Origin of the sequence: Marinomonas sp. MED121 (assembly GCF_000153025.1) — a bacterium.
Classification (GTDB): domain Bacteria; phylum Pseudomonadota; class Gammaproteobacteria; order Pseudomonadales; family Marinomonadaceae; genus Marinomonas.
Map to the genome: position 1 here is coordinate 701,896 of NZ_CH672431.1, position 23,022 is coordinate 724,917.

Here is a 23,022-nt window from a genome sequence, read left to right on the forward strand (position 1 = left end):
TTGAGAGAATGCTATGTCCAGTCCAAAACTGATTGCCTTTGGTGAAGCCCTGATTGACTTTCTTGCTAGCCCATCCAATGCTGAGAATGTGAATGAAAGCTTTGTTAAGTATCCAGGTGGTGCGCCAGCTAATGTGGCCGTCGCCGCTGCAAAACTAGGCATTAATAGTCACTTTGTTGGACAAGTAGGGGAGGACAGTTTTGGACGCTTCTTAGCGGATTGCCTAGCAGACTATGGTGTTAACATCGAGAATATGCGCTTTAGTCAGGCCGCAAAAACCGCACTTGCTTTTGTCAGTCTTGATAGTGATGGTGAGCGAACCTTTGAGTTTTATCGCCAAGCATCGGCGGATATCTTGTATCGTGCCGAGTATTTTGATTCCGCTTGGTTTAACCAAGGGCTGGGTATTTTTCATACCTGTTCTAACACTTTAACAGATGAGAATATTACTGAGGCAAGCCTTGCGGGTATGGCGTTAGCTGAACAAGCGGGCTGGCTAATTTCTTGTGATGTAAATTTAAGATCCAATCTTTGGCCAAATGGGTCACCCGATAAAGAACGTGTGATTGATTGGGTGATGCAGGCGCATATCATTAAAGCCAGCATGGAAGAACTGGTTGAGCTGACACAAGACCCTATGGCCTTGATACAAGAAACCTTAGCGAATAAAGCACAAGTCTTTGTTTTAACCGATGGTGCGAACAGTGTGCGCTACTTCACTAAGACATTAAAGGGAGAAGTTCAAACCCCTAAAGTGGATGTGAAAGATACCACAGCGGCGGGCGATGCCTTTGTGGGTGGCTTGTTAGCTCAATTAATTCGTTTAGCACCAAGTGTGCAAGCCTGTGCAGCATTAGAGCAAGCAAGCTGGCAATCCATTTTACATTATGCCGTTGCTTCTGGTGCCTGTGCCGTCACTGAGTATGGTGCTTATCCTGCTCTGCCTAGCCAAGAAGATGTTGCTGGCATGCTTAAAAATTTAGAGGTTTCTTAAAACGTTTAAGAATAAAAAATGATCAATTTTGCGGTTTATTGCATAAGAAGAGCTGAGCTTAAGCCGCATTCTAAAATCTTCTTAAATTGATTAATTAATAACCAAGTGAAAACTGAACTGGGTTTATTAAGAAAATCCTCTACGAAGTCAGTGTTTCGTGCCTCTATAACTCATTGCTTTATAAGTATTAATTTTTAATATTTCAAATCCCCTTCAAAAACTTCACTTTAAACTTATATTTTCTTTCTTTACTTAAATTTAAATTAAGACAAATTTAAGTAGTCGCTTAACTTGAAAGGCAAAACCTCATTGTTAATAATTTACGGATCTTCTTAATCCTTATAGAAGAGTTAGAAAGCAAACTTTGTTTAAGCATAATAAAAATAAAGGTCAGTTAGTTTTATCTAATAGGCCATGAAGGAGTGACAATGAAAAAGTCTCTGTTATCCGCCACAATCGCCCTAGCTCTAGGTGCGGTATCTGCTCAAACCACTGCACAATCTCTTATTTTCACACCCAATGAAGATGCACGTTTTAACTGGGCATCTTATGAAGCGCTTAAGTCTACAGACCTGTCAGGTGAAACTGTCACTGTTTTTGGCCCTTGGTTAGGTGATGAAAAAACCTCATTTGAAAGTGTGATTGCTTATTTTGAAGAAGCAACAGGCGCTAAAGTGAATTATGCAGGCTCTGACTCTTTTGAGCAGCAAATCGTTATCGATACTCAGGCGGGTAGTGCGCCAAACATTTCTATTTTCCCTCAGCCTGGCTTAGCCGCTGACCTTGCTTCTAAAAACCTATTAACACCACTTGATAATAAGACGGGTGATTGGGTCAAAGACAACTATGCTGCTGGACAGTCTTGGGTTGATCTTGCAACCTTTAAAAACAAACAAAATGAAGAAAACCTATACGGTGTTTTCTATCGTGCTGATTTAAAATCTTTGGTTTGGTATTCACCTGAGAATTTCGCGGATGCTGACTATGACATCCCTCAAACCATGGAAGAGCTAAAAGAATTAACTCTAGAGATCGTTGCCGACGGTGGTACACCTTGGTGTATCGGTCTGGGTTCAGGCGCAGCAACTGGCTGGCCTGCAACTGATTGGGTGGAAGATCTATTATTACGTACTCAACCTGCAAGTGTTTATGACCAGTGGGTGAGCAATGAAATTAAATTCAATGATCCTCGTGTTGTTGAAGCCATTGAAGATTTTGGTTGGTTCATCCGTAACGATGACAATGTTGATGGTGGTAGTCGAGCGGTTGCTGCCACTGACTTCCGTGATAGCCCTAAAGGTCTTTTTGCTTCACCACCAAAATGTTACATGCACAGACAAGCGTCTTTCATTCCAGCATTCTTCCCTGAAGAAACGGTTCTTGGACTTGATGCTGATTTCTTCTACTTCCCTTCTTACGAGTCGAAAAATCTAGGTAACCCAGTATTGGGTGGCGGTACTATGTTAAGTATCACCAAAGATTCTAAAGGTGCGCGTGCCTTTATGGACTTCATTCGTACACCGATTGCCCATGAAATCTGGATGGCGCAGAAGAGCTTCTTAACCGCTCATAAAGGTGTAAACATTGATCTGTATTCTTCTGAATCAGCGAAGAAGCAAGGTGAGATCTTACGTTACTCAACCACTTTCCGCTTTGATGGCTCTGACCTGATGCCAGGTAAGATTGGTGCGGGCTCTTTCTGGACTGGCATGGTCGATTATGCCGGTGGTAAAGATGCGAAAACCGTGGCAACAGAGATCCAAGAAAACTGGGATACTTTGAAGTAACTCAAGCAATACCCTTAGTTCATAAACAGGCCCCTTGTACCCCTACGCGTTAGGGGCCTGCTTTCGTCTCACCTTTAAATAGTCGGCTTTCTAACTTGGCTATTTGATACGGAATGGAGGTCCCATGGGACAACTCATTTCTGCTTTGTTTGTCATGTCTATCGGTGTTCTAGGCTGTGCTATTTATTTTTATGGCTCAAACCTATTACTCGATATCTGCTTTCCAACCAAAAATCGCCCTCATCTAGTGATAGCGAAAAACCTGCGTATTACTAATACCATTCGACCATGGTTGTTTATTGGCCCAGCGTTATTAGCGCTTGGTTTTTACCTTATTTTTCCGGTTTTTGATTCTCTACGTTTATCTTTTTTAGATAGAACCGGTGAAAACTTTATTGGTTTTGATAACTACAGTTGGTTGTTTTCTAGTTCAGAATTCTTTGAATCATTTAAAAACAATATGTTATGGCTAATTGTGGTGCCAACAGCGGCAACATTCTTAGGCCTAGTGATTGCGACCATGACGGACCGAATCTGGTGGGGCAATATCGCTAAGAGTTTAATCTTTATGCCAATGGCCATTTCGTTTATTGGTGCGTCGGTTATTTGGAAATTTATTTATGATTTTCGCAGTGGTGATGATGCGCAAATCGGTTTATTGAATGCCATAGTGGTGTTCTTCGGTGGTGAACCTCAGGCTTGGATCACCATACCCTTTTGGAATAATTTCTTCCTGATGGCTATCTTGATTTGGATTCAAACAGGTTTCGCCATGGTTATTCTGTCAGCCGCATTACGTGGTATTTCAGAAGAAACGATTGAAGCTGCTGTGTTAGATGGCGCTAATGGGGTGCAAATTTTCTTCCGTATTATGGTGCCACAAATTTGGGGCACAATCGCAGTGGTTTGGACCACAATTACCATTTTGGTATTGAAGGTCTTTGATATCGTACTCGCCATGACAAATGGTCAATGGAATACCCAAGTATTGGCCAATCAAATGTTTGATTGGATGTTTAGGGGGGGCGGCGACTCAGGTCGTGGTGCTGTTATTGCCATTATTATTATGGTGCTTGTAATCCCTATCATGGTTTGGAATATCCGCCGTGCCAATGCTGAAATGGAGGGCCGTTAACATGGTTACATCTTCAACTACTCGTTCCCCATTAACCTTTGTTGTGCACCTGACGGTTCTTTTTCTGGTGGTAATGTGGACTATCCCAACGGCAGGTCTGTTTATTTCTTCGATCCGAGATAAGGATCAGCTATCTGTTTCTGGCTGGTGGACCGCATTATCTGCGTCCGAACAGCGTTTAGTGACACGGATTGAGATCCCTAAAGACCAATCAATGGAAAATGGCCAATATGTGATTCGTGGCAATGTGTTTGCTGAGGCGGGTGACAATACAGTGAGCCAGTTTGGCTATAGCTCCCTTAAGCCACAAGCCTTTGAGGCCGGCACTAAAGCTGAAATGAAGAAGGGTAAAACCTTAATCGTACAGGCGAACGGTGACTATGTTATTACTTCTCCTAAGGCCTTTAAAGGTCGCGGTCAGCGGGTCTTTTATACGGCCGAAATTCCACCGCGCTTTACCTTAGATAACTATCGTGAAGTACTGACTTCAGAGGGGTTGGGCAAGTCTTTTATTAACTCGTTAACTGTGACCATACCCGCCACTATTATCCCTATATTGATGGCAGCATTTGCCGCTTATGCCTTAGCTTGGATGAAGTTTCCAGGGCGGGCCTTAATGGTGGCTGCCGTGGTGGGTTTGTTAGTGGTACCTCTGCAAATGTCTCTGATTCCCTTATTACGTTCTTATAATGTGATTGGTGAGTTTTTAGGTACTGGGTCGAAAACCTATGTGGGGATTTGGCTTGCCCATACCGCCTTTGGTTTGCCTTTAGCGATTTATTTATTACGTAATTATATTGCGGGATTACCTAGAGAAATTATTGAATCAGCACGTGTTGATGGTGCCTCTGAGTTCGATATTTTCAGAAAAATCATTCTGCCATTGTCTTTCCCTGCATTGGCTTCCTTCTCTATCTTCCAATTCTTATGGGTTTGGAATGACTTGTTAATCGCCATGGTATTCCTTGGTAACAATGAAGAGCAGCTCGTGCTGACAGGACGTTTACGTGAGTTATTAGGCTCTCGTGGAGGCAACTGGGAAATTCTAACCGCATCCGCATTTATTACCATCATAGTGCCACTGGGTGTGTTTATTGGTTTGCAACGATTCCTTGTAAGAGGCTTGTTATCGGGTTCAGTGAAATAGATTTTGACCAGATTAATCGGTCCACTGACAGACAAAATACGACTAACAATTTTTAGAATTTAAGACGTAAGCCTAATAAGGCTAAGCGGATAAAGAGGCAACAAATGGCAGATTTAAAATTAACGAATGTGAAGAAAATCTACGATAACAACGTAGAGGTCATGCGCGATATTAACTTAGACATCAAACAAGGTGAATTCATTGTATTTGTAGGGCCATCAGGCTGCGGTAAGTCCACCTTGCTACGAATGATCTCAGGCCTAGAAAGCATTTCGGGCGGTACTTTGGAGATTGACGGGGATGTGGTCAATGACATTCCACCTGCACTACGCGGTATCGCCATGGTGTTTCAAAGTTATGCCTTATACCCGCATATGACAGTGTATGACAACATGGCATTCAGCTTACAAATTGCCAAAGTAAGCAAAGAAGAAATAGACAAACAAGTGCGTAAAGCTGCTGATATGTTGCAACTCACTAACTATTTAGACCGTTTGCCAAAAGCCCTATCGGGTGGACAACGCCAGCGTGTAGCGATTGGTCGTGCCATTGTCCGCCAGCCAAAAGTTTTCTTGTTTGATGAGCCACTTTCTAACCTAGATGCAGCGCTTCGTGTGGCAACACGTATGGAAATCGCCAACTTAAAAGAAAGCATGCCTGAATCGACCATGATTTATGTGACCCATGATCAGGTTGAGGCGATGACCTTAGCGGACCGTATCGTTCTGCTATCAGCGGGTAACATCGAGCAGGTGGGTGCACCGCTAGACCTCTATGAAAATCCGGCTAATGTCTTTGTTGCGAAATTTATTGGCTCTCCTGCCATGAATATTATTCCTGCCACTATTACCCAAGTCGGCAAGGAAGCAGAGCTGACCTTAAACACAAACCATAATTTCTTGATGCCCATTGAACTGAAAGAGCAAGAGAAAGGCTTATCAGCACAATTCGGTGTGCGTCCAGAAGACCTTAAAGTGCGTGAGTCAGAGACTGATCCTGTTCTGGTAGAAGGGGATATCTCCTTTGTTGAGTCCCTAGGTGAAGCCACCTTGTTGTATGTGAAAACGCAAGAAGGGGCTGACCTTGTGGTGGCTAAATTGGCTGGTACGCTAAATTACAAACGGGGTGATCGTATTGCCCTAACAGCTAAACCTGAAAAAATGCATTTGTTTAATGCCGCTGGCGATAACTACCGCCGGCTGTAAAGCAAACTTAATTAATAACTACTGATTTACTTATTGGAGCGTCTAATGACAACCAACTTAAACTGGTGGAAAGGCGGTATTATTTACCAAATATATCCACGTAGTTTTATGGACTTAAATGGTGATGGTGTGGGCGATATCGCTGGCATCACAACAAAACTGGATTATGTGGCTTCCTTGGGAGTTGATGCGATCTGGTTGTCACCTGTGTTCACTTCACCAATGAAAGATTTTGGTTATGATGTGTCTGACTATCGTGACATAGACCCATTATTCGGTTCATTAGGCGACTTCAAAAAGATGATAGCTCGTGCCCATGAATTAAACCTTAAGGTGATGGTAGATCAGGTATTAAGCCACTCTGCTGAATCTCATCCTTGGTTTGAAGAAAGCCGTCAGAACAAAACGAATGATAAAGCTGATTGGTACGTTTGGGCTGATCCTAAGCCAGACGGTTCACCACCAAATAACTGGTTGTCTATTTTTGGTGGCAGCGCTTGGCAATGGGATAGTCGTCGTTTGCAGTATTATTTGCATAACTTTTTGACGAGCCAGCCAGATATTAACTTCCATTGTGAAGCGGCTCGTCAAGCGCAATTAGACAATATGCGTTTTTGGCTAGAGCTAGGTGTGGACGGTTTCCGTCTAGATACGGTTAACTTCTACTACCATAGTGAAGGTTTAGAAGATAACCCACCTGTACCAGAAGGTGAGCCAAAGACTATGGGGGCTCCGCATGATAATCCATACACATATCAACGACATGTGTATGATATCAGCCGTCCAGAAAACCTAGGCTTCTTACAAGATCTGCGCAGTTTGATGGATGAATTTCCTGGTAGCACTACGGTAGGTGAATTAGGGGATGATTATCCATTGGAGCGTATGGCGGAATACACTTCAGGTGGTGATAAGCTGCATATGGCCTATACCTTTGATTTGCTAAATACGCCACATTCGCCAACTTACATCCGTGATGTCTTGGCCAATATGCAGGAAATTGTGGGTGATGGCTGGCCTTGTTGGGCTTTGTCTAATCATGATGTTGTGCGTTCTGCGACGCGTTGGGGTGAAGGTGAAGATGCCATTGCATACCCATTAGTTGCCCTTGCCTTGATTACCTCGTTACGTGGCAGTGTCTGTATTTATCAAGGTGAAGAGTTAGGTTTACCAGAAGCGGATGTGCCTTTTGAACGCATTCAAGACCCTTATGGCATTCCACTTTGGCCTGTCTTTAAAGGTCGTGATGGCTGTCGTACACCCATGGTGTGGAATAAAGAAGAACAGGGCGGTTTTTCAACAATCGAACCTTGGTTGCCAGTGGATAAAAGGCACCTTGCCTTGTCTGTTGCCGAGCAAGAAGCTAATCCCGCTTCTTTGTTGAATAAGGTTCGCCAACTTATTAAATGGCGTCAGTCTCAACCTGAATTATTGAATGGTGAACTGGCCCAAGTTGAAGTAAACAACCAAGATTTGATTGCTTACGTACGTGAGTATGAAGGCAAAAAAATCTTGGTAGTCATTAACATGACGAAAGATGTGCAAACAGCGGCACTGCCTATGGCTGTGACGACTGTGCTTGAGGGACATGGCTTTGTTGCAAGTTTGACAGAGCAAACCTTAAGTCTGCCTGCTTACCAAGCATTTTATGCTCGTATTGATTAATAAGTTCTAAATTACGCTTATTAAAACAGCATTGAGTTGGTTAGTAGGAAGCCAGTGACTCTGTCACTGGCTTCACGTCTTTCACGAATAATAAGAAGATTTTATGAAAGCTAACTTACCTAGACGATTAACCCTTAAAGATGTTGCTGCTAGGCTTCAAGTATCCACAGCGACCATTTCTAATGCGTTTAACCGGCCCGATCAATTATCGGCAGAACTACGCACCAATATTCTGCAAGAGTGCGAAAATATTGGTTACTTTGGTCCTAATGCTGCAGCACGTAGTTTACGAACGGGTCGTACTGGCATAGTGGGTATTGTGCTCTCTGATAAGCTGAATTACAGCATGTCAGATCCAGTTGCGAGTCAATTTCTGCGTGGTATGGCAGAAGTGCTAGATGCCCATGATTACAATATGTTGCTGCTCTCATCCCATGATGCCGAGCAAGATGTTCAAACTCGTATGCAGTCTTCCATGGTTGATGGCTTTATTGTCTATGGCCATAAACCCCAGCAGTTCCCTAATGCGCCTTGGTCTCTTCCCAATAAACATACGATTGCGGTTGATAGTTTTATTCCAGGTTGTGCTTCAGTGAATGTTGAAAACTATGAAGGCGCTAAGGAAATCACTTTACATGCTTTAAAAAGAGAGCCTAAAAGTGTGGCGATTTTGGGCTTGGCTTTGCTGGACTCTAACCGTGTTTGTCGTATTCGTGATGATGAATTATTAGATGCTGCGGCGTCTATTTCGATACGTCGCCTGCATGGCTATATGGATGCCATGAAAGAGTGTCATTACGAAATTAGCTCTGAGAATATTTGGAATATTCCTGAAAGCAGCCATAAGCTGGCTCATCAAGCCGCAAGAGAAGCTTTAGGTATGATAGACAGACCTGAACTTATCATATGTATGAGTGACATTATTGCGATAGCCACGGTACAGGTGGCTCAACAAATGGGGCTGAGAGTGCCTGAAGATGTCAATGTTGTTGGCTTTGATGGTATTCCTGAAAGTGCCAATATTCATCCAACTATTACGACAGTGCATCAACAGAATGAAGAAAAGGGACGTGTCGCAGCAGAGTTGTTTCTCGGCTTAAGAGAAGCCAAGGATGAAGTACTGCAAACTGAGCTGGTGATTAGAGAGAGCTGTCCTTAATTAAAGTGTCCTAAAAAACAGCACACATAAACTTGTATGCGTGCTGTTTTTAGTGACGAGTGAAATCTTTATTTGAGCTTAAAAGAAACCCAGTGGGTTAGTGTCATAACTCACTAATAGGTTTTTGGTTTGTTGGTAATGCTCAAGGGCTAATTTATGGGTCTCACGGCCTATGCCTGATTTTTTATAGCCGCCAAATGCCGCATGTGCAGGATATGCATGGTAGCAGTTGGTCCAAATTCGGCCCGCTTGAATCCCTCGACCCATACGATAAGCCCTGTTCATATCACGAGTCCAAAGACCAGCGCCCAAACCAAACTCGGTATCATTGGCAATACGTAGCGCTTCCGCCTCATCTTTAAAGGTAGTAACGCCAACGACGGGCCCAAAAATTTCTTCTTGGAAAATGCGCATATCATTGTTGCCCTTCATCAGGGTTGGTTGCACATAATAACCTTTGGAGAAAGCACCGGATAAGCGCTCTGCATTACCACCAATTAAGAATTCCGCCCCTTCTTCACGACCGATATCCATATAACCCATAATCTTCTCAAACTGCTCTTGAGAGGCCTGAGCACCTACTTGAGTGTCTGTATCTAATGGATTGCCACGCACAATCGATTGGGTACGTTTAACCACCATATCGATAAATTCTGGATAAATGCTTTCTTGAATCAAGGCCCTAGAAGGACAAGTACAGACTTCCCCTTGGTTAAAGAAGGCCAGTACTAAACCTTCAACGGCTTTACTGACAAACTCATCCTCATGTTGCATTACATCTTCAAAATAGATGTTTGGTGATTTACCCCCTAACTCAACGGTAGATGGGATCAAATTCTCAGCAGCACAACGAAGAATTTCTTGGCCAACCGGGGTGGAACCCGTAAAGGCAATTTTTGCGATGCGAGTGCTGGTGGCAAGGGCACGGCCTGCTTCTGCACCATAACCGTTAATGACGTTAACAACACCGGCCGGTATCAGGTCCGCGATTAGCTCCATCAGCACTAAAATGGTGGCAGGTGTTTGTTCAGCAGGTTTTAACACCACACAGTTACCCGCCGCTAATGCTGGAGCAAGTTTCCATGCCGCCATCAAAATGGGGAAGTTCCAAGGGATAATTTGGCCAACAACGCCTAGCGGCTCGTGCACATGATAAGCCACAGTATGGCCATCAATTTCTGCCATTGAACCTTCTTGAGATCTTAGGCAGCCAGCAAAATAACGAAAGTGATCAGCGGCTAATGGAATATCCGCAGCCAGGGTTTCACGCACGGCTTTACCGTTATCCCAAGTTTCAGCCACGGCAAGCGTTTCTAAGTTTGCTTCGATACGATCGGCTATTTTAAGCAATAAGTTAGAGCGCTCTGTGACGGATAGTGCGCCATAAGCGCCTTTTGCCTTGTGAGCGGCATCCAGCGCTAGCTCGACATCTTCAGCACTAGAGCGTGGAATCTGACAAAAGGCTTCCCCCGTTACCGGGCTAACATTATCAAAGTAAAGGCCTTTAACAGGGGCAACCCATTCGCCACCAATGAAGTTGGCGTATTTATCTTTGAATTGAATAGGGGATTCAGGGTGACCTGGTGGTTGATAAATCATCTTGTAACTCCGTCTTTTTATTTTTGTTTAATGAGGTTAATTTGCTACTAATGGCTAGTCCCAATCTTTTTCATCTCTGTCAAAATGATTGACGATGTTTTGGACTTGCTTTAAAACATCTTATGCTTGTTTTTCTTTAGCCATTGCTCTGACAGTCCAAACCTTTGTTGTCTCAGTCCAAACTGAGCCCTTATGTAAAATGGAGTTAATGGTTATATGCTTAAAAATAATAAAAAGATGGCGAGGCGAATTGATGGCAGTTTTAGCAGCAAAGTCTGTATTAAAAGAGACGGATAGTAAGGTAAATAGGGCTAGATCTAACCAGTTAAAGATGGTGGAAAACCGTATTGGTTTTGCTGGGTTGGAGTCTGAGTTAAGTATTTATGACACTTACGAAAGTGCGAATCGGGTGGGATTAGATTCGGATGGTATTACCCTATGTGGCATGCTTACAGGTAAAAAAGTAGTGCATTGTGATGATGTTGCCTTTGATTTTTTACCGCAGCAATCCTTTGTCATGTCCCCGAATCAACATATTGATATTGATTTTCCTTTAGCCAAGGAGCAAGCCCCAACGACCTGTTTGACCATCAATCTAAGCCAGGCTCGAATTCAACAAATTAGTGATCAACTCAATTTTAAAAATAAACCTATGATGGAAATTGGCGAGTGGCGCTATCGTGACTCTGATCATTTGCATATGGATTTATCCCAACCGACTCAGTCTTTGCTAGAAAGGTTAGTCGCGCTCTATTCAGAAAATAGTGATGAGCGAGATTTGATGATAGAGCTTGGGATTTCTGAACTAACCGTGCGTATGTTGCAGCAGCAAGCGCGTAACTTTTTGCTTAAACAACTAGATTATGATCCTGAACTCACAGGCCTACACAAGGCATTGCAACATATAGAAAACTACCTAGATTTGCCTTTAGATACGGAACAATTACAAAAACTTGCCTGTATGAGTCGCTCTAAATTCTTCCAACGTTTTAAGCAACAGCTAGGTTGTACCCCGGGTGAATATCAGATGCAAAGGCGAATTGAAGTATCGGCAAACAAGCTTAAACAAGGTATGAGTGTGACCCAAGCCAGTATTGAAAGCGGCTTTCAAAATGTGTCGCACTTTAGTCGTCGCTTTTATTTAAGGTATGGAAAATCCCCGACTGAATTTAAGAGACTCAATACGTTAGCTGAATGCTAAAGGCTTAATCTGGCTTAGGTCTTGTTTTTCAATCAGGCTGTCTAACTCTTCGGCCAATACTTGTGTCATGGCCATGACTTTTTGCCAATAAGGAATACGCGCCTCATCATCCATCTTTTTAAAGTCATTGCGATCTGGAATCTTGGCGAAAGGAAAAGAGCGAATAAACTCAGCAGAAGGGCATAAAATAACGGTTTTATCATAATGACTGGCTTGTGGTGTTCTGCTCAGCGACTTATCAAACCAACCCGCTTTAGGGTTAGCATCAAAGTGAGGGTAGAGAATTAAGCCCTGGTTTTTAAAATCCAAATCAAAGTGGTAATCGATTAAGCCACCGTCTCTGTATATGCCTTTGGGGGCTCCTGCAATATTAGCAATACCCTCCATTACTAAGGGGATAGAGCCTGAAGCGAGCAAGGCATCTTTTATATTATCTTGAGTTAATGTGACTTGTTGGGTCGGTATCTTAAAAGGGTCACTGACTTGTAACTGACTATGGGCAGGCTGAAAGATAAAGCGTTTGGATTGAGCTGCGAGATATTGGCGACCAAAACGGTTCTTAATATAGCTAGTTAACATTCCCGCAAGTTGTAAGCTTGTTTGCTCACTTGCCCCTAAGCCTTGGCATTTAGCAAGGATAAAATGGGCTTGGTATAAGCGATTATTGATAATTTCATTGGCGCCATCATCACCAAAAAGAGCTTCGATAAGTTCACGTGTTTGTTGGCTAACTTGTTTCGCATCTGCATTTTTTGCATAACGTGTTTGGGAGTATAGCCTAGCTAAATTCTCTAACGCTTCTACTGGGTTTTTACGGGCAAAACATGAGGCGCGAAAAGCGCCAGCACTAGAGCCAATAAAATGCAGAGGCGTATCTCTTTGTTGGAAAAACTCTGAGATTAAATAGCTATCCAACGCATAATGAGAAAACCATTTAGGACCACCGCTCGCCCCTAAAAAGTGGCTAAATAAACTGCTTTTAAAACCTTCTTGTTGCAGCTGTGCTAAAGCTTCTGGGCCAGCATGAATCTCTAATTTAGACATTTCCCTATCCTTATCAATCACTTCGCTTTATATCTTTAACATAGGTAAGGCTATTGTAGCGACCCCCAAGAGTAAAAATAAGCCGCAAGCGAGACGACGAGATTTGTCTAAATTAATTCTTTGCATCAGGTAGTTACCCGCATAAATCATGGGCAGGTTAGCCAGCAGCATGCCCAGCGTTGAACCTATGACAACTTGTAGGGTTTGTGGGAAGTTTGCGCCTAGAATGACAGTCGCGACCTGAGTTTTGTCGCCAATTTCAGCCAGTGAAAACAGGATAAAACTGGTAATGAAAGCGCCGTATTTGAACAGTTTATTCTCATCTTCATCCTCTTTATCTGGGATCAGTAGCCAAAAGCCTACTGCAATAAAGCTCAAGCCAATTAACCAAGTTTGTCCCTTGCTAGGTAGTAAGGAGCTTAACCAAAGGCCAAAATAGGCACTGATGCCATGATTGATTAAGGTGGCTATTAGAATCGCCATTATGATGGCATTTTTTGATGCAAAGCGAGTTGCAAGAAAGAGGGTCAGTAATTGGGTTTTATCGCCGATTTCAGCCAGAGTGACTGAGCTTAGTGATGCGATTAAAGCTTGCATATAAGGTTTCCTAATGTGGGCTGACTGACAATAAGACAAAAGCCTGTCGCCCACATTGGAACAGGAATTTGTCTTAAGTCTCATTAATCCCAGTAGGACTTCTTTACCACGAACTTGAGGTTCGATTATGTTGATAAAGAACCTTGTAAGCCTATACCAGCTGACAAGGAAATTACTCCCTTAAGAGGTGTTTGATTTTAACATTATTGCTAAGGAAATTACGAGCTTAAAAAGCGTAACTTATTCTTGCAATAGGCCCATGGGTAAAACGTTTCAGGCTAGATAAATTAAGCTGGTTATTGCTGGAGTCTAATAAGTCAAAAGGCCTGCCACTCACTAAAATATCACTTTGTACTTGGTAGCCCAGGTTGGCAGCTAAGGAATAATCCTGATTTTTATAGCCGTAGAAGTAACCTATTTCATAATTTCCTTGGGCACCAAATAAGAACCATTTTTCGCCATCAGCGTTATTGCTACTTAATGCACTTGCATCACTACTGATAGCTTGAGATAGTCCAAGCACAGCAGAGACGGCAAAGTAGCTGCGTTTTTGCTCGCCCATTTGGTCTCCATGGACATAGTTGTAAATGGGATCATTATAAAGCCCGATACCAAAGGTAGTAATGCTTAAGGCGTCGTCTTGTAAGGTGCTGGAGCCATAGCTAAATTTATGCGGTATTTTACTTTTTCGATAGCCTGTACCCAGTAGGTATTCATAGTTTTTAAAGGTCTTTTCTAAAATCAGAATTTGTTGGTATTGATTAAAGAAAGTGCCGTTTGACCCATCATCTATGGTGCCAGATATCGTCCCTTGGTCCACTTGGAAAAAGTGTTCCTTCCAGTAGTAGCTGATAGAAAATGCGGTTACATCTTTGTCTTTATCTAAACTCAGATCCACAAGTAGCGCAGGTATGATGGCTTCTGAGAAACCATATTGAAAGTGTTGATACTGGCTATGGTCTAATTGGTATTTGCTTTCACTGGATTGCTTAAACCAATCATTCTCTGAAAGACCCAAGGAGAAGTATTGCTTGCTATAGCTAGTTGAAGATACGCATAAGCATAATAGAAAAATGAGTCTCATCAGGCTTAATCCTTGCTTGGTGCTTATAAAAACATTTCCAGTAACTCATTTAAAAAGAGTTTGCCTTTTTCTGTGGTGCAAATACGTTTATTCTGCCAGTCATCTGCCTCCAATAGGCCTTTCTCAACGGCTTTTTCTAGCTGCTTTAATAAGGACTCAGGCGGTTTATGCTGACAAAAAATTTGATATTCATCTAAGTCAAAAGCTTCAAATAAACGTAAACGATTCATTAGAAACTCAAAAGGCATATCGTCTTTTTCAACGCTTTCTTTAATACAGAGCGCAGGGGGTAAGTTGCCCAGATAGTGATTTGGATGACGGGTTTTGCGAGTACGGAAAATCTGTCCATCCGCTAAGGTTATCTTACCGTGAGCGCCAGCGCCTATGCCAAGGTAATCGCCAAAGCGCCAATAATTTAGGTTGTGCTTGGCTTGTTTGTTTATTTGCGAATTAGCTGATACTTCATATTGCGCATAGCCGTGTTTTTTTAACAAGGCTTGCCCCATATCTTGAATGTGCCAAAGGGTATTATCTTCAGGCAGCTCGGGAGGACGACGATAAAACTCGGTATTAGGTTCTATGGTTAGCTGATACCAAGAAAGGTGTTCAGGGGCGAGTTTGATGGCAATTTCTAAATCTTCCATCGCCTGTTCAAGGGATTGATCTGGTAAGCCATGCATCAAATCAATATTGATATTATCAAAGCCAGCTAAGCGAGACTTATCCACAGCAGCCATGGCTTCTTCTCGGTTGTGGATTCTTCCTAGGGTTTTCAACAGGTTTGGCTGAAAACTTTGAATGCCAATGGAGAGACGATTGATACCAGCTTTGCGAAAATGAGCGAATTTTTCCTGCTCGAAGGTGCCAGGGTTGGCTTCCATGGTGATTTCAGCATTGGACACAAAGTCCAGCTTTTGTTTGAGCCCTGCCATGAGCTGATAATAAAAATCAGCGCTCATTAAGCTTGGGGTGCCACCGCCGATGAACATGCTTTGAATCTGCCGGCCCTGAACATAAGCAAGATCGATTTCAAGATCGGCAAATAATTGTGCTAGGTAAGCGGCTTCTGGCAACTTACCTTCTTCTTCGAAGCGATCGGCTTGGTGTGAATTAAAGTCACAATAGGGGCACTTTTTAACACACCAAGGCAGGTGCACATAAAGGCTTAAAGGTGGCAGATTATGGGGCATCAGATTAAGCGTCAACTTGCTCAAAAGCTGCCAGTAACTGTTGTAATGCTATGGCTCTATGGCTGATACGATTCTTCTCGTCTTTGGTGAGCATGGCCGCACTACAGTCGCGATTTGGCACATAAAAAACAGGATCATAGCCAAAACCATGTTTGCCCTGAATTTCGGTCAATATTGAACCTTCCCACACACCATGAAAGACTAAAGGTGTTGGGTCGTCTTTATGCTTCATGTAAGCGAGTACACAATGGAAACGCGCTGTACGTTCTTCTTCTGGCACACCTTCAAGCTTTTCGAGCAAAAGTGCATTATTGGCTTGGCTATTTCCATGTTCGCCTGCAAAGCGGGCTGAGTAAATTCCTGGCGCACCGTTTAGGTAATCCACTTCAATACCTGAATCATCAGCGATTGCCGGTAAACCTGTTTGAGCACAGGCATTTCGGGCTTTTAAAACCGCGTTTTCGATAAAACTTAAACCGTTTTCTTCGGCTTCTTCTACATTGAACTCACCTTGGGGTTTTACTTCAAAACCAAGGTCGGCCAGCATCTCATTAAATTCATTAATTTTACCGGTATTATTACTGGCTAAGACAAGGGTCTTACTCATGCAAATGATCCTTTATTATCGGTCAACATAGAGGTGTTTTTGAAACTTTACTGTCATTGGGGCGCTATTTGCATTGAGTTTAGCATCCACTTTAAAGCGTAAAATCTCATCGTTAGTTTTTGTAAAGGCGGCAATATAATAAATCGCGTTGCCTTCGTCTATGGTAACAAAGTCGAGTTTAACAATTTGTCCTATTAAATTGGTGACTGTGCCTGTCACTATGGCTGGCAAAGTTTGAGGTAACGCGGACTTACTCGGCTTGATCACTGCGATATTTAATAGACCACGGCCCTTACTTCTGATGAAGCCATATTGTTGGGCAATTTGAGGTGTCAAAAAGGTAGATTCGAAGGTGTTGTAATGTACCTCTAGTTCTCCGAAGCTCTGTTTTTGCTCCGCATAGGTTAGGGTACTTAAGATAAAGCAAAAGAAAATAATGATGTGTTTCATGGAATCTTCCTAACGGCTGACGTGAAATATTGCGGTTTCACTGAATAAGTTTGGCATGGCTTTAATCCACCATCTGTCTCTTAGCTGCCCATCAACGGCGGCAGAACGTAAGATCTTAATGCCTTTTTCTTGGCAAAGGTGTTCAAAGTCTTTAAAAGTACAAAAGTGAATGTTGGGCGTATCATACCAATTATAAGGTAAGAACTCGGAAACCGGCATATGGCCTTTCAAGCCAAGGTGAATACGGTTACGCCAATGACCAAAATTAGGAAAGGTGATAATACATTCCTTACCCACTCGTAACATTTCATCTAATAGGAGGTCTGGACGACGAAACTGCTGAAGTGCATGGGTCATGACAACCAAATCAAAGCTCTCGTTATCAAAGTTACCTAAACCTTTATCCAAATCATGCTCTAGTACGGGCACACCACTTTCAATACATTGATTAATGTGCGCCGCATCTATCTCAAGACCATAACCTTGTACTTCTTTACTGCCAATAATATGACTGAGTAATTCACCTTCACCACAACCTAGGTCAAGGACTCGGCTTTTTGGTTGAACCCATTCGTTAATAATGTCTAAATCGGCGCGCATTATTTGGCCTCCTTGCTGTTATGAGATAGGAGATTTTTGTGTGTACGATTTAAAAACCCAGTGAGGGCAGCCATGTAGCGAGGCAAAGGGAATAAAAAGGCATCGTGGCCTTGGCTTGCTTCGACTTTGGCGTAACTGACGTGCTTACCGGCTTTAACTAGAGCATCCACTATCTCTTCGCTTCGTTCTGGTGAGAAGCGCCAGTCGGTAGAGAAAGAAACTAATAAAAAGTCGCACTTAGCGACCGCTAGCACCTTGGCTAGGTCTCCATCTGCTTTAGCTGCCGGATCAAAATAATCCAAGGCCTTCGTCATCAACATATACGTATTGGCATCAAAGCGTTTAGTAAAAGCTTCACCCTGATAACGTAAATAGCTTTCAACTTCGAAATCAATGTCGTAGTTGTATTGGTATTCTTCATGGCGCATGGTGCGGCCAAACTTCTCCCCTAAAGAATCTGTCGATAAATAAGTTATATGCCCCAACATACGAGCCAAACCTAAACCGTTTTTAGGCAAAGTTTGCTGTGCTTGATAATCCCCTTGATGGAACTCAGGGTCTCGACTAATAGACTGTCTTGCCACTTCATTAAAGGCAATATTTTGCGTCGATAGTTTAGGGGCAGAAGCAATAATAACTGCTGACTTTAAACGCTCTGGGTAACGAATGCTCCACTGTAAAACCTGCATGCCGCCTAAACTACCACCAACAATGGCTGTAAAAGTGTCTATGGCTAATGTATCTGCAAGGCGAGCTTGGCTTTCAACCCAGTCTTCTACTGTGACGATAGGAAAGTCAGCTCCCCAAACTTTGCCTGTCTCTGAGTTCATGGATGTTGGGCCGGTACTGCCGCCACATCCTCCGAGATTATTCAAACAGATGACAAAAAAACGTGAGGTATCTATCGCTTTACCTGGACCGATTGCACTATCCCACCAACCGGGTTTTTTATCATCCATACTATGAAAGCCAGCTGCATGATGATCGCCACTTAATGCATGGCAAATCAAGATAGCATTTGAGCGCTCGGCATTAAGGGTGCCGTAAGTCTCATAGATTAGGTCATATTGAGTAAGCTCAAGACCACAACTTAGGCTAAGAGCCTGATCGAAGTGGGCCACTTGAGGGGTCACAATACCAACGGAATCGGCTGGAATCTTGTCCGGCATACGAATAGGTTTCCTGATTTGAATAGATGACTCGAAAAGCGAATTTAGTCAGGGATTTAGACCTTTTAACGGCCTAAAAAAAGACTTTTGTGCGCACAGTCTATCTTGTGTGCATAAGGCCTTCAAGCTCTCTACCTTATTAAGCGTTTCATAAGATAAATAAGCAGTGAATAAGCCTTAAAAAGGAGCAAAGTAGGTCGCCTTGCTCCTTTTTAAGGACGTATTTATGGCTTCCCTAATTACTGATAAATACGCTTAATACTAGGCATAAAGCGTACAAGGATTGCATCTAAAATAATTAAACTAACTAGGCAAATGGCAGCCAAAGGTAAGAATAAAGATAAGATGAGCATGAGTATGCTGGCATTTTTCCAACGACCTAGATTCTGTGGCAAAGGGGGAGCGCTTAAGCCTCGGCTTTGACTTGGGCGACGTAACCACCAGATGTAAATGCCACTGACACTTAACAGGATAATCATGACACAGGCTAAGGTATTAAGAATAAGGTTCCAAAGGCTGTAATTAGCTTGGTGTAAAGCAATACCTACCGCCATAGACTTAGCCACTAGGTTGTAATCTGCATAACCAATATCGGCTAACACCTTACCGGTATACTGATCTAAATGCAGGGTTCTATCTTGCGTTGCGTCCTGAATATCACCACTCATGGTATTGGCTGCAACCGTAAAAACCCCGGTTTCATTACTTGGTAGGCTAATGGTGAAATGAGTAAAGCCAAATTGCTTAGCAAAAGCAGAAACAGAATCAAGGTTAACTTTAACACCTTGCTCTATGCCCTTTAAGCCTGAGTCAGTGCCTGATTCGGGCAAAGGGCTAAGCTCTAGGTTCCATGGCATGGTTTCAATCACACCCGTATTTAAACTTTTATGGTTGGCGTGAATATCTTCTGGATCGACTTGAGGATTTGAATTAAAGCTAGAAGCGCTTTTTTCCATCGGAAAGCTGCTCCAAGCCTGAACAAATTTACCGCCCCAGATACCACTCCAAGCTAACCCTGAAAGAGAGAAGAAAACTAAAAAGATAAGTGATACTAGACCGGTAATGGCATGTAGGTCACGCCAAAACAGTCGTTTACCATTTTGTTTTCTGATCTTAAGCGCTTGAATAAAGCGATTATTAGCATGTTTCTTAGCGGTGTTTCTTGGCCACCATAAGTAACTTCCAGAGACCGCCAGTAGAATGGTAAAACTCGCGGCGAGCTCCATTAATCTGTCACCTAAATCCCCAATCAGCAAACTACCATGTATGTCATTACTTAAGGCATAGAGATTATCATCTAGGTTGAAATCACCCAGTATTTGGCCTGAATAAGGATTGGTAAAGACTTTGAGGTTAATACCTTCTGGGGTGTTAACGATAAATTGATTGCTCTGGTTAGCTGCTTTGCCCTGAATAAATTTTTTGATAGTGCCTGAATAGGCAAGGTTGATACTTTCTTTTTGGGATTCAAAGGAGGCTTTTTGCTCTCCAACTTCAACAAAATACTTGTCTTGGTAAAGCAGTGGTTCAAGGACAGGCTGATACAGCATGATGAGGCCTGTGACTGAAAGGATAATTAAAAAAGGCACAACAAATAGCCCGGCATAGAAGTGCCAACGCCAGACTGAATGGTAAAACTGTCGTGAGACAGGTTTAGATTTTTGTTTGGGTTCTTGTTTGGATTCTGGATTGGAAAGTGGAATAGACATGGGAAACCTTTATTTTTTATGCCAATGGGGAATTGGCAAACTCAATAGATAAAAAAGGTGCGCACAGACGCACTAAAGCACTGCTTAAAATTAAGCAGTGCTCAGCTAGTACTCTTACAAGTTGCAATCAGGTGTTCAGGCTGATTACAGAAGATAGAACTAAGAATAAAGAGGCGGTGCTCTAGGATGGGCAAGCGCATAGGGACTCGTTTTTGAGAACCTGCTTGCATAGTGAACCTGTGGTATTGAAGTGTCATTAAACTGATTGGGAAGCTCAGGAAAGCTTAGGGAGATGACATCCTGAACACAAGGGCATTGGGTGGTTTGATGCTGTTTTGAATCACTTGAGGATGATTCTATTTTAACGAGTTCAATGCCAGCAGTAGTACAAAGAGAAACCCAATAACCACTGACTTGACCCTGAGCATTGATTGCGGGCAGGGCAAAAAAGCAGCACCAGCAAAGCAGTTGCAGTACTAAGAGTTTTTTAGACGCTGTGAACGTTGAACTAAACGTGCGCATCCTGCTCTGCTTTCCTTGAGTTTAATAATGGGAAACTATGGATGATAGTGTCATTTGATTCAGTTTTATCTGATAGTGATCAAATTTACATTAATGAGTATGAACTTGAAAGAGACGATAGGTTAACTGGCCTGCCGTTTTTTCTTTTAACAAGTCCCATGATTGAGTAATACTAGGCAAAGGGGTTTCTTTTTCCATTTCTAAATAGACGAGAGCACCTTCTGCAAGCCAACCTTGTGTGAGCAAAGGGAGGATATTTTCGACCCAGCCTTTACGAAAAGGTGGATCAATAAAGACTAAATCAAAAGGGGCTTTATCGGCTAAGTTTGGTTGGCTTTCTTGCAGAGAGTCTAAGGGAAGCTTTAATAAGGTCAGCGCATCTTGATTGAGTGTTAAGGCATCTTTACAGCCAAGGGTGGCTAAATTTTGCTGCATTTGTTGGGTAACGACACGAGAGGCATCGACAAAGACACAGCTCTTTGCTGAACGAGACAAGGATTCAAGTCCGAGTGCACCAGAACCGCAGAATAAATCTGCGCATTTAGCGCCAGGTACATAAGCATTGATCCAGTTAAACAGCGTTTCTCTAACTCTATCTGGTGTGGGTCTTAACCCTTCAAGTTCTGGGATAGGTAGCATACGTGAACGCCATTGGCCGCCAATGATTCTTAACTTAGCTCTTTTTTGCTTGGATTTATTGGTGGCGTGATCAAGTTTTTTAGGGGCGCGTGAGCGGGCGTTCATGGCTAATCTTCCAACTGGTAGGGCTTTTAAGGCTGGCTATTTTAAAGGCTCAACCCTGATTAAGAAAGCCCTAATAACTACTGTCTTTGCTGAAGCTCTTGCAGACTAGAGACTAAGACTAGTCGACGAATACTGGCGTTAAAGTCAGTAAAACTCAGGTCATTAATAGCATTGGCATAAGTATCATTCCACTTTTCAAAATCCAGCCCTGTGCCATTTTGCATCTTTTGTGTTTCCTGGTTTGCCATGCGAGCCCACCAACTTGGGGCAAGCACATATTGGGTAAGCTTGTCCTGGTAAGCGGCTAATGCTTTTTCAAAGCGTTCTTGATCTAGGCTGGTGGTGGCGCTTTCAAGTATGACCTTAGAGAAGTACGTATCTTGCTGGATTTGCTGCCCTAATTTTTGACTATCTTGTAATACACTTTGTTGGTGCTGAATACTCCACCAAGACCAATGCTGAGTAGGAGACGATTCTAGGTGTAACTGAACATAACTTGGTGCGCTAGCCCGCTTTAGTTGTGATAAATAATAAGGCAGCCAAATTTGCAGGCTAATCCAGTCTTTCGCTGATGTTGGCTCTGCAAAAGCAAAGGCTCCGTGACTTTCAATGAGTTGCTCACCCACTTGGGTTTGTAAGCTATTTTTCGTTGCTATTTGCGCTTTATTAATCAACTCTGAATGGCTTGTACCTTGGGTGAGTTGAGCCACATAAGATTGCACACTTGTGGTTTCTTGTAAGTCTCCTACCAAGGTGATGCTGTCGATGTTCGCAAGTAATTGATTATAGTGCTGCTTGATATCGTCAAGGTTAAGGCTGTATTCATCGAGCACGCCATCAAGTGGAAGTGAGTTTAGGGTTGGAAATAAGGCTTGCTCTAATTGTGCCTTATTGGAGAGGTAATATGGCGTGTGGGATTGTTGCCATTTATGAAAAGTACGTGTTTTAAACTGGGGCTGCTTAAACCAAGGAATAAGAATGGCCATACTTTCCGCTAGGAAGCGCGGTTCACTATTTAAGGTAATAGCCAGTTCGCTTGTTTGGTGTCCGACATGATAGCTGAGTTTAGTTGTAACATCGGCCAAGCGTTGATTAATTGGGCTGGTGCTAAGTGGTAAGGTGTCTAATAAAAGCAAAGAAAAAAGAGCATCTGTTAAGCCTAATTTTGCATCTTGGCTGCGACCATGGCTAAAGCGTATTCTAAGTTCTAATTTATTACTGCCTTGCCAAATATCTTGGTTAATCCAAGTAATGGGGATTTGTGAGTCATTTGACCATCTTTCTATATGCGCCTTAGGGTATTTAGAAGGTGGAGCGGTCAGGTTAAGTACTAGCACCATTAAACTAATAAAAATCATCAACCCTGCAAGGACAGGTTTACTAAATAATGGCTTGTCAGACTGTTTCATAAGAA

21 protein-coding genes are annotated in these 23,022 nt (G+C 42.7%); 8 read left to right on the forward strand and 13 right to left on the reverse strand.

Annotated elements, in window-relative coordinates; genetic code table 11:
- Window positions 1-13 precede the first annotated feature (13 nt).
- The 7 genes from MED121_RS14785 (at window position 14) to MED121_RS14815 (ending at window position 9,092) form a co-directional block, all read left to right on the forward strand.
- On the forward strand, window positions 14-994 hold the full coding sequence (locus MED121_RS14785) for a carbohydrate kinase (protein WP_009834533.1): 981 nt from the start codon (window positions 14-16) through the stop codon (window positions 992-994).
- Between the two features lie 428 nt (window positions 995-1,422).
- The gene (locus MED121_RS14790; RefSeq protein WP_009834534.1) at window positions 1,423-2,781 is read left to right on the forward strand and encodes an ABC transporter substrate-binding protein; all 1,359 of its coding nucleotides are present in this window, start codon (window positions 1,423-1,425) and stop codon (window positions 2,779-2,781) included.
- A gap of 124 nt (window positions 2,782-2,905) precedes the next feature.
- Window positions 2,906-3,916, forward strand: coding sequence for a sugar ABC transporter permease (locus tag MED121_RS14795; RefSeq protein ID WP_009834535.1), 1,011 nt, complete (start codon window positions 2,906-2,908; stop codon window positions 3,914-3,916).
- A 1-nt stretch (window position 3,917) separates the two neighbouring features.
- On the forward strand, window positions 3,918-5,063 hold the full coding sequence (locus MED121_RS14800) for a carbohydrate ABC transporter permease (RefSeq protein WP_009834536.1): 1,146 nt from the start codon (window positions 3,918-3,920) through the stop codon (window positions 5,061-5,063).
- Between the two features lie 104 nt (window positions 5,064-5,167).
- A complete protein-coding gene (gene ugpC, locus MED121_RS14805) occupies window positions 5,168-6,268 on the forward strand; it encodes a sn-glycerol-3-phosphate ABC transporter ATP-binding protein UgpC (RefSeq protein ID WP_009834537.1) in 1,101 nt (366 codons plus the stop codon).
- A 45-nt stretch (window positions 6,269-6,313) separates the two neighbouring features.
- Complete coding sequence (locus MED121_RS14810; protein WP_009834538.1) at window positions 6,314-7,933, forward strand: alpha-glucosidase family protein; 1,620 nt, start codon at window positions 6,314-6,316, stop codon at window positions 7,931-7,933.
- A 103-nt stretch (window positions 7,934-8,036) separates the two neighbouring features.
- Window positions 8,037-9,092, forward strand: coding sequence for a LacI family DNA-binding transcriptional regulator (locus MED121_RS14815; protein ID WP_009834539.1), 1,056 nt, complete (start codon window positions 8,037-8,039; stop codon window positions 9,090-9,092).
- Between the two features lie 78 nt (window positions 9,093-9,170).
- Here MED121_RS14815 and MED121_RS14820 read toward each other — a convergent pair whose 3' ends face one another.
- A complete protein-coding gene (locus tag MED121_RS14820; protein ID WP_009834540.1) occupies window positions 9,171-10,691 on the reverse strand; it encodes an aldehyde dehydrogenase family protein in 1,521 nt (506 codons plus the stop codon).
- Window positions 10,692-10,944: 253 nt separating this feature from the next.
- On the opposite strand from MED121_RS14820, the gene MED121_RS14825 reads away from it, so the two are divergent.
- The gene (locus MED121_RS14825; protein WP_036180846.1) at window positions 10,945-11,892 is read left to right on the forward strand and encodes a helix-turn-helix domain-containing protein; all 948 of its coding nucleotides are present in this window, start codon (window positions 10,945-10,947) and stop codon (window positions 11,890-11,892) included.
- Here the strand turns inward: MED121_RS14825 and MED121_RS14830 are convergent.
- The 12 genes from MED121_RS14830 to MED121_RS14885 form a co-directional block, all read right to left on the reverse strand.
- Complete coding sequence (locus MED121_RS14830; protein ID WP_009834542.1) at window positions 11,878-12,936, reverse strand: patatin-like phospholipase family protein; 1,059 nt, start codon at window positions 12,934-12,936, stop codon at window positions 11,878-11,880. The two genes, MED121_RS14825 and MED121_RS14830, sit on opposite strands and share 15 nt — an antisense overlap.
- A gap of 27 nt (window positions 12,937-12,963) precedes the next feature.
- A complete protein-coding gene (locus MED121_RS14835) occupies window positions 12,964-13,533 on the reverse strand; it encodes a TMEM165/GDT1 family protein (protein ID WP_009834543.1) in 570 nt (189 codons plus the stop codon).
- Between the two features lie 226 nt (window positions 13,534-13,759).
- The gene (locus MED121_RS14840; RefSeq protein WP_036180566.1) at window positions 13,760-14,617 is read right to left on the reverse strand and encodes a hypothetical protein; all 858 of its coding nucleotides are present in this window, start codon (window positions 14,615-14,617) and stop codon (window positions 13,760-13,762) included.
- Window positions 14,618-14,640: 23 nt separating this feature from the next.
- The gene (gene hemW / locus MED121_RS14845; RefSeq protein ID WP_009834545.1) at window positions 14,641-15,807 is read right to left on the reverse strand and encodes a radical SAM family heme chaperone HemW; all 1,167 of its coding nucleotides are present in this window, start codon (window positions 15,805-15,807) and stop codon (window positions 14,641-14,643) included.
- A gap of 4 nt (window positions 15,808-15,811) precedes the next feature.
- A complete protein-coding gene (locus MED121_RS14850; protein WP_009834546.1) occupies window positions 15,812-16,414 on the reverse strand; it encodes an XTP/dITP diphosphatase in 603 nt (200 codons plus the stop codon).
- A gap of 15 nt (window positions 16,415-16,429) precedes the next feature.
- Window positions 16,430-16,864 carry a DUF4426 domain-containing protein gene (locus MED121_RS14855; protein ID WP_009834547.1) on the reverse strand — a complete coding sequence of 145 codons (435 nt, stop codon included), beginning with the start codon at window positions 16,862-16,864 and terminating at the stop codon, window positions 16,430-16,432.
- A gap of 9 nt (window positions 16,865-16,873) precedes the next feature.
- Window positions 16,874-17,464: a methionine biosynthesis protein MetW gene (gene metW / locus MED121_RS14860; protein WP_009834548.1), complete on the reverse strand. Its 591-nt coding sequence runs from the start codon at window positions 17,462-17,464 to the stop codon at window positions 16,874-16,876.
- Window positions 17,464-18,633, reverse strand: a complete 1,170-nt coding sequence (locus MED121_RS14865) for a homoserine O-acetyltransferase (RefSeq protein ID WP_009834549.1) — start codon at window positions 18,631-18,633, stop codon at window positions 17,464-17,466. Before MED121_RS14865 ends, metW begins: the two co-directional genes overlap by 1 nt.
- A 239-nt stretch (window positions 18,634-18,872) precedes the next feature.
- Window positions 18,873-20,342: a PepSY domain-containing protein gene (locus MED121_RS14870; protein WP_009834550.1), complete on the reverse strand. Its 1,470-nt coding sequence runs from the start codon at window positions 20,340-20,342 to the stop codon at window positions 18,873-18,875.
- 159 nt (window positions 20,343-20,501) lie between these two features.
- Window positions 20,502-20,864 (reverse strand): hypothetical protein, encoded by a 363-nt coding sequence (locus MED121_RS23790; protein ID WP_009834551.1) that lies wholly within the window; start codon window positions 20,862-20,864, stop codon window positions 20,502-20,504.
- Between the two features lie 90 nt (window positions 20,865-20,954).
- On the reverse strand, window positions 20,955-21,608 hold the full coding sequence (gene rsmD, locus MED121_RS14880) for a 16S rRNA (guanine(966)-N(2))-methyltransferase RsmD (protein ID WP_009834552.1): 654 nt from the start codon (window positions 21,606-21,608) through the stop codon (window positions 20,955-20,957).
- A 77-nt stretch (window positions 21,609-21,685) separates the two neighbouring features.
- Window positions 21,686-23,017, reverse strand: a complete 1,332-nt coding sequence (locus MED121_RS14885; protein ID WP_009834553.1) for a hypothetical protein — start codon at window positions 23,015-23,017, stop codon at window positions 21,686-21,688.
- Window positions 23,018-23,022 lie beyond the last annotated feature (5 nt).

Bases quoted from the DNA above. Each gene is read 5' to 3' on its own strand.
- MED121_RS14785 (WP_009834533.1), top strand. From the start codon at position 14: ATGTCCAGTCCAAAACTGATTGCCTTTGGTGAAGCCCTGATTGACTTT.
- MED121_RS14790 (WP_009834534.1), top strand. From the start codon at position 1,423: ATGAAAAAGTCTCTGTTATCCGCCACAATCGCCCTAGCTCTAGGTGCG.
- MED121_RS14795 (WP_009834535.1), top strand. From the start codon at position 2,906: ATGGGACAACTCATTTCTGCTTTGTTTGTCATGTCTATCGGTGTTCTA.
- MED121_RS14800 (WP_009834536.1), top strand. From the start codon at position 3,918: ATGGTTACATCTTCAACTACTCGTTCCCCATTAACCTTTGTTGTGCAC.
- ugpC (WP_009834537.1), top strand. From the start codon at position 5,168: ATGGCAGATTTAAAATTAACGAATGTGAAGAAAATCTACGATAACAAC.
- MED121_RS14810 (WP_009834538.1), top strand. From the start codon at position 6,314: ATGACAACCAACTTAAACTGGTGGAAAGGCGGTATTATTTACCAAATA.
- MED121_RS14815 (WP_009834539.1), top strand. From the start codon at position 8,037: ATGAAAGCTAACTTACCTAGACGATTAACCCTTAAAGATGTTGCTGCT.
- MED121_RS14820 (WP_009834540.1), bottom strand. From the start codon at position 10,691: ATGATTTATCAACCACCAGGTCACCCTGAATCCCCTATTCAATTCAAA.
- MED121_RS14825 (WP_036180846.1), top strand. From the start codon at position 10,945: ATGGCAGTTTTAGCAGCAAAGTCTGTATTAAAAGAGACGGATAGTAAG.
- MED121_RS14830 (WP_009834542.1), bottom strand. From the start codon at position 12,936: ATGTCTAAATTAGAGATTCATGCTGGCCCAGAAGCTTTAGCACAGCTG.
- MED121_RS14835 (WP_009834543.1), bottom strand. From the start codon at position 13,533: ATGCAAGCTTTAATCGCATCACTAAGCTCAGTCACTCTGGCTGAAATC.
- MED121_RS14840 (WP_036180566.1), bottom strand. From the start codon at position 14,617: ATGAGACTCATTTTTCTATTATGCTTATGCGTATCTTCAACTAGCTAT.
- hemW (WP_009834545.1), bottom strand. From the start codon at position 15,807: ATGCCCCATAATCTGCCACCTTTAAGCCTTTATGTGCACCTGCCTTGG.
- MED121_RS14850 (WP_009834546.1), bottom strand. From the start codon at position 16,414: ATGAGTAAGACCCTTGTCTTAGCCAGTAATAATACCGGTAAAATTAAT.
- MED121_RS14855 (WP_009834547.1), bottom strand. From the start codon at position 16,864: ATGAAACACATCATTATTTTCTTTTGCTTTATCTTAAGTACCCTAACC.
- metW (WP_009834548.1), bottom strand. From the start codon at position 17,464: ATGCGCGCCGATTTAGACATTATTAACGAATGGGTTCAACCAAAAAGC.
- MED121_RS14865 (WP_009834549.1), bottom strand. From the start codon at position 18,633: ATGCCGGACAAGATTCCAGCCGATTCCGTTGGTATTGTGACCCCTCAA.
- MED121_RS14870 (WP_009834550.1), bottom strand. From the start codon at position 20,342: ATGTCTATTCCACTTTCCAATCCAGAATCCAAACAAGAACCCAAACAA.
- MED121_RS23790 (WP_009834551.1), bottom strand. From the start codon at position 20,864: ATGCGCACGTTTAGTTCAACGTTCACAGCGTCTAAAAAACTCTTAGTA.
- rsmD (WP_009834552.1), bottom strand. From the start codon at position 21,608: ATGAACGCCCGCTCACGCGCCCCTAAAAAACTTGATCACGCCACCAAT.
- MED121_RS14885 (WP_009834553.1), bottom strand. From the start codon at position 23,017: ATGAAACAGTCTGACAAGCCATTATTTAGTAAACCTGTCCTTGCAGGG.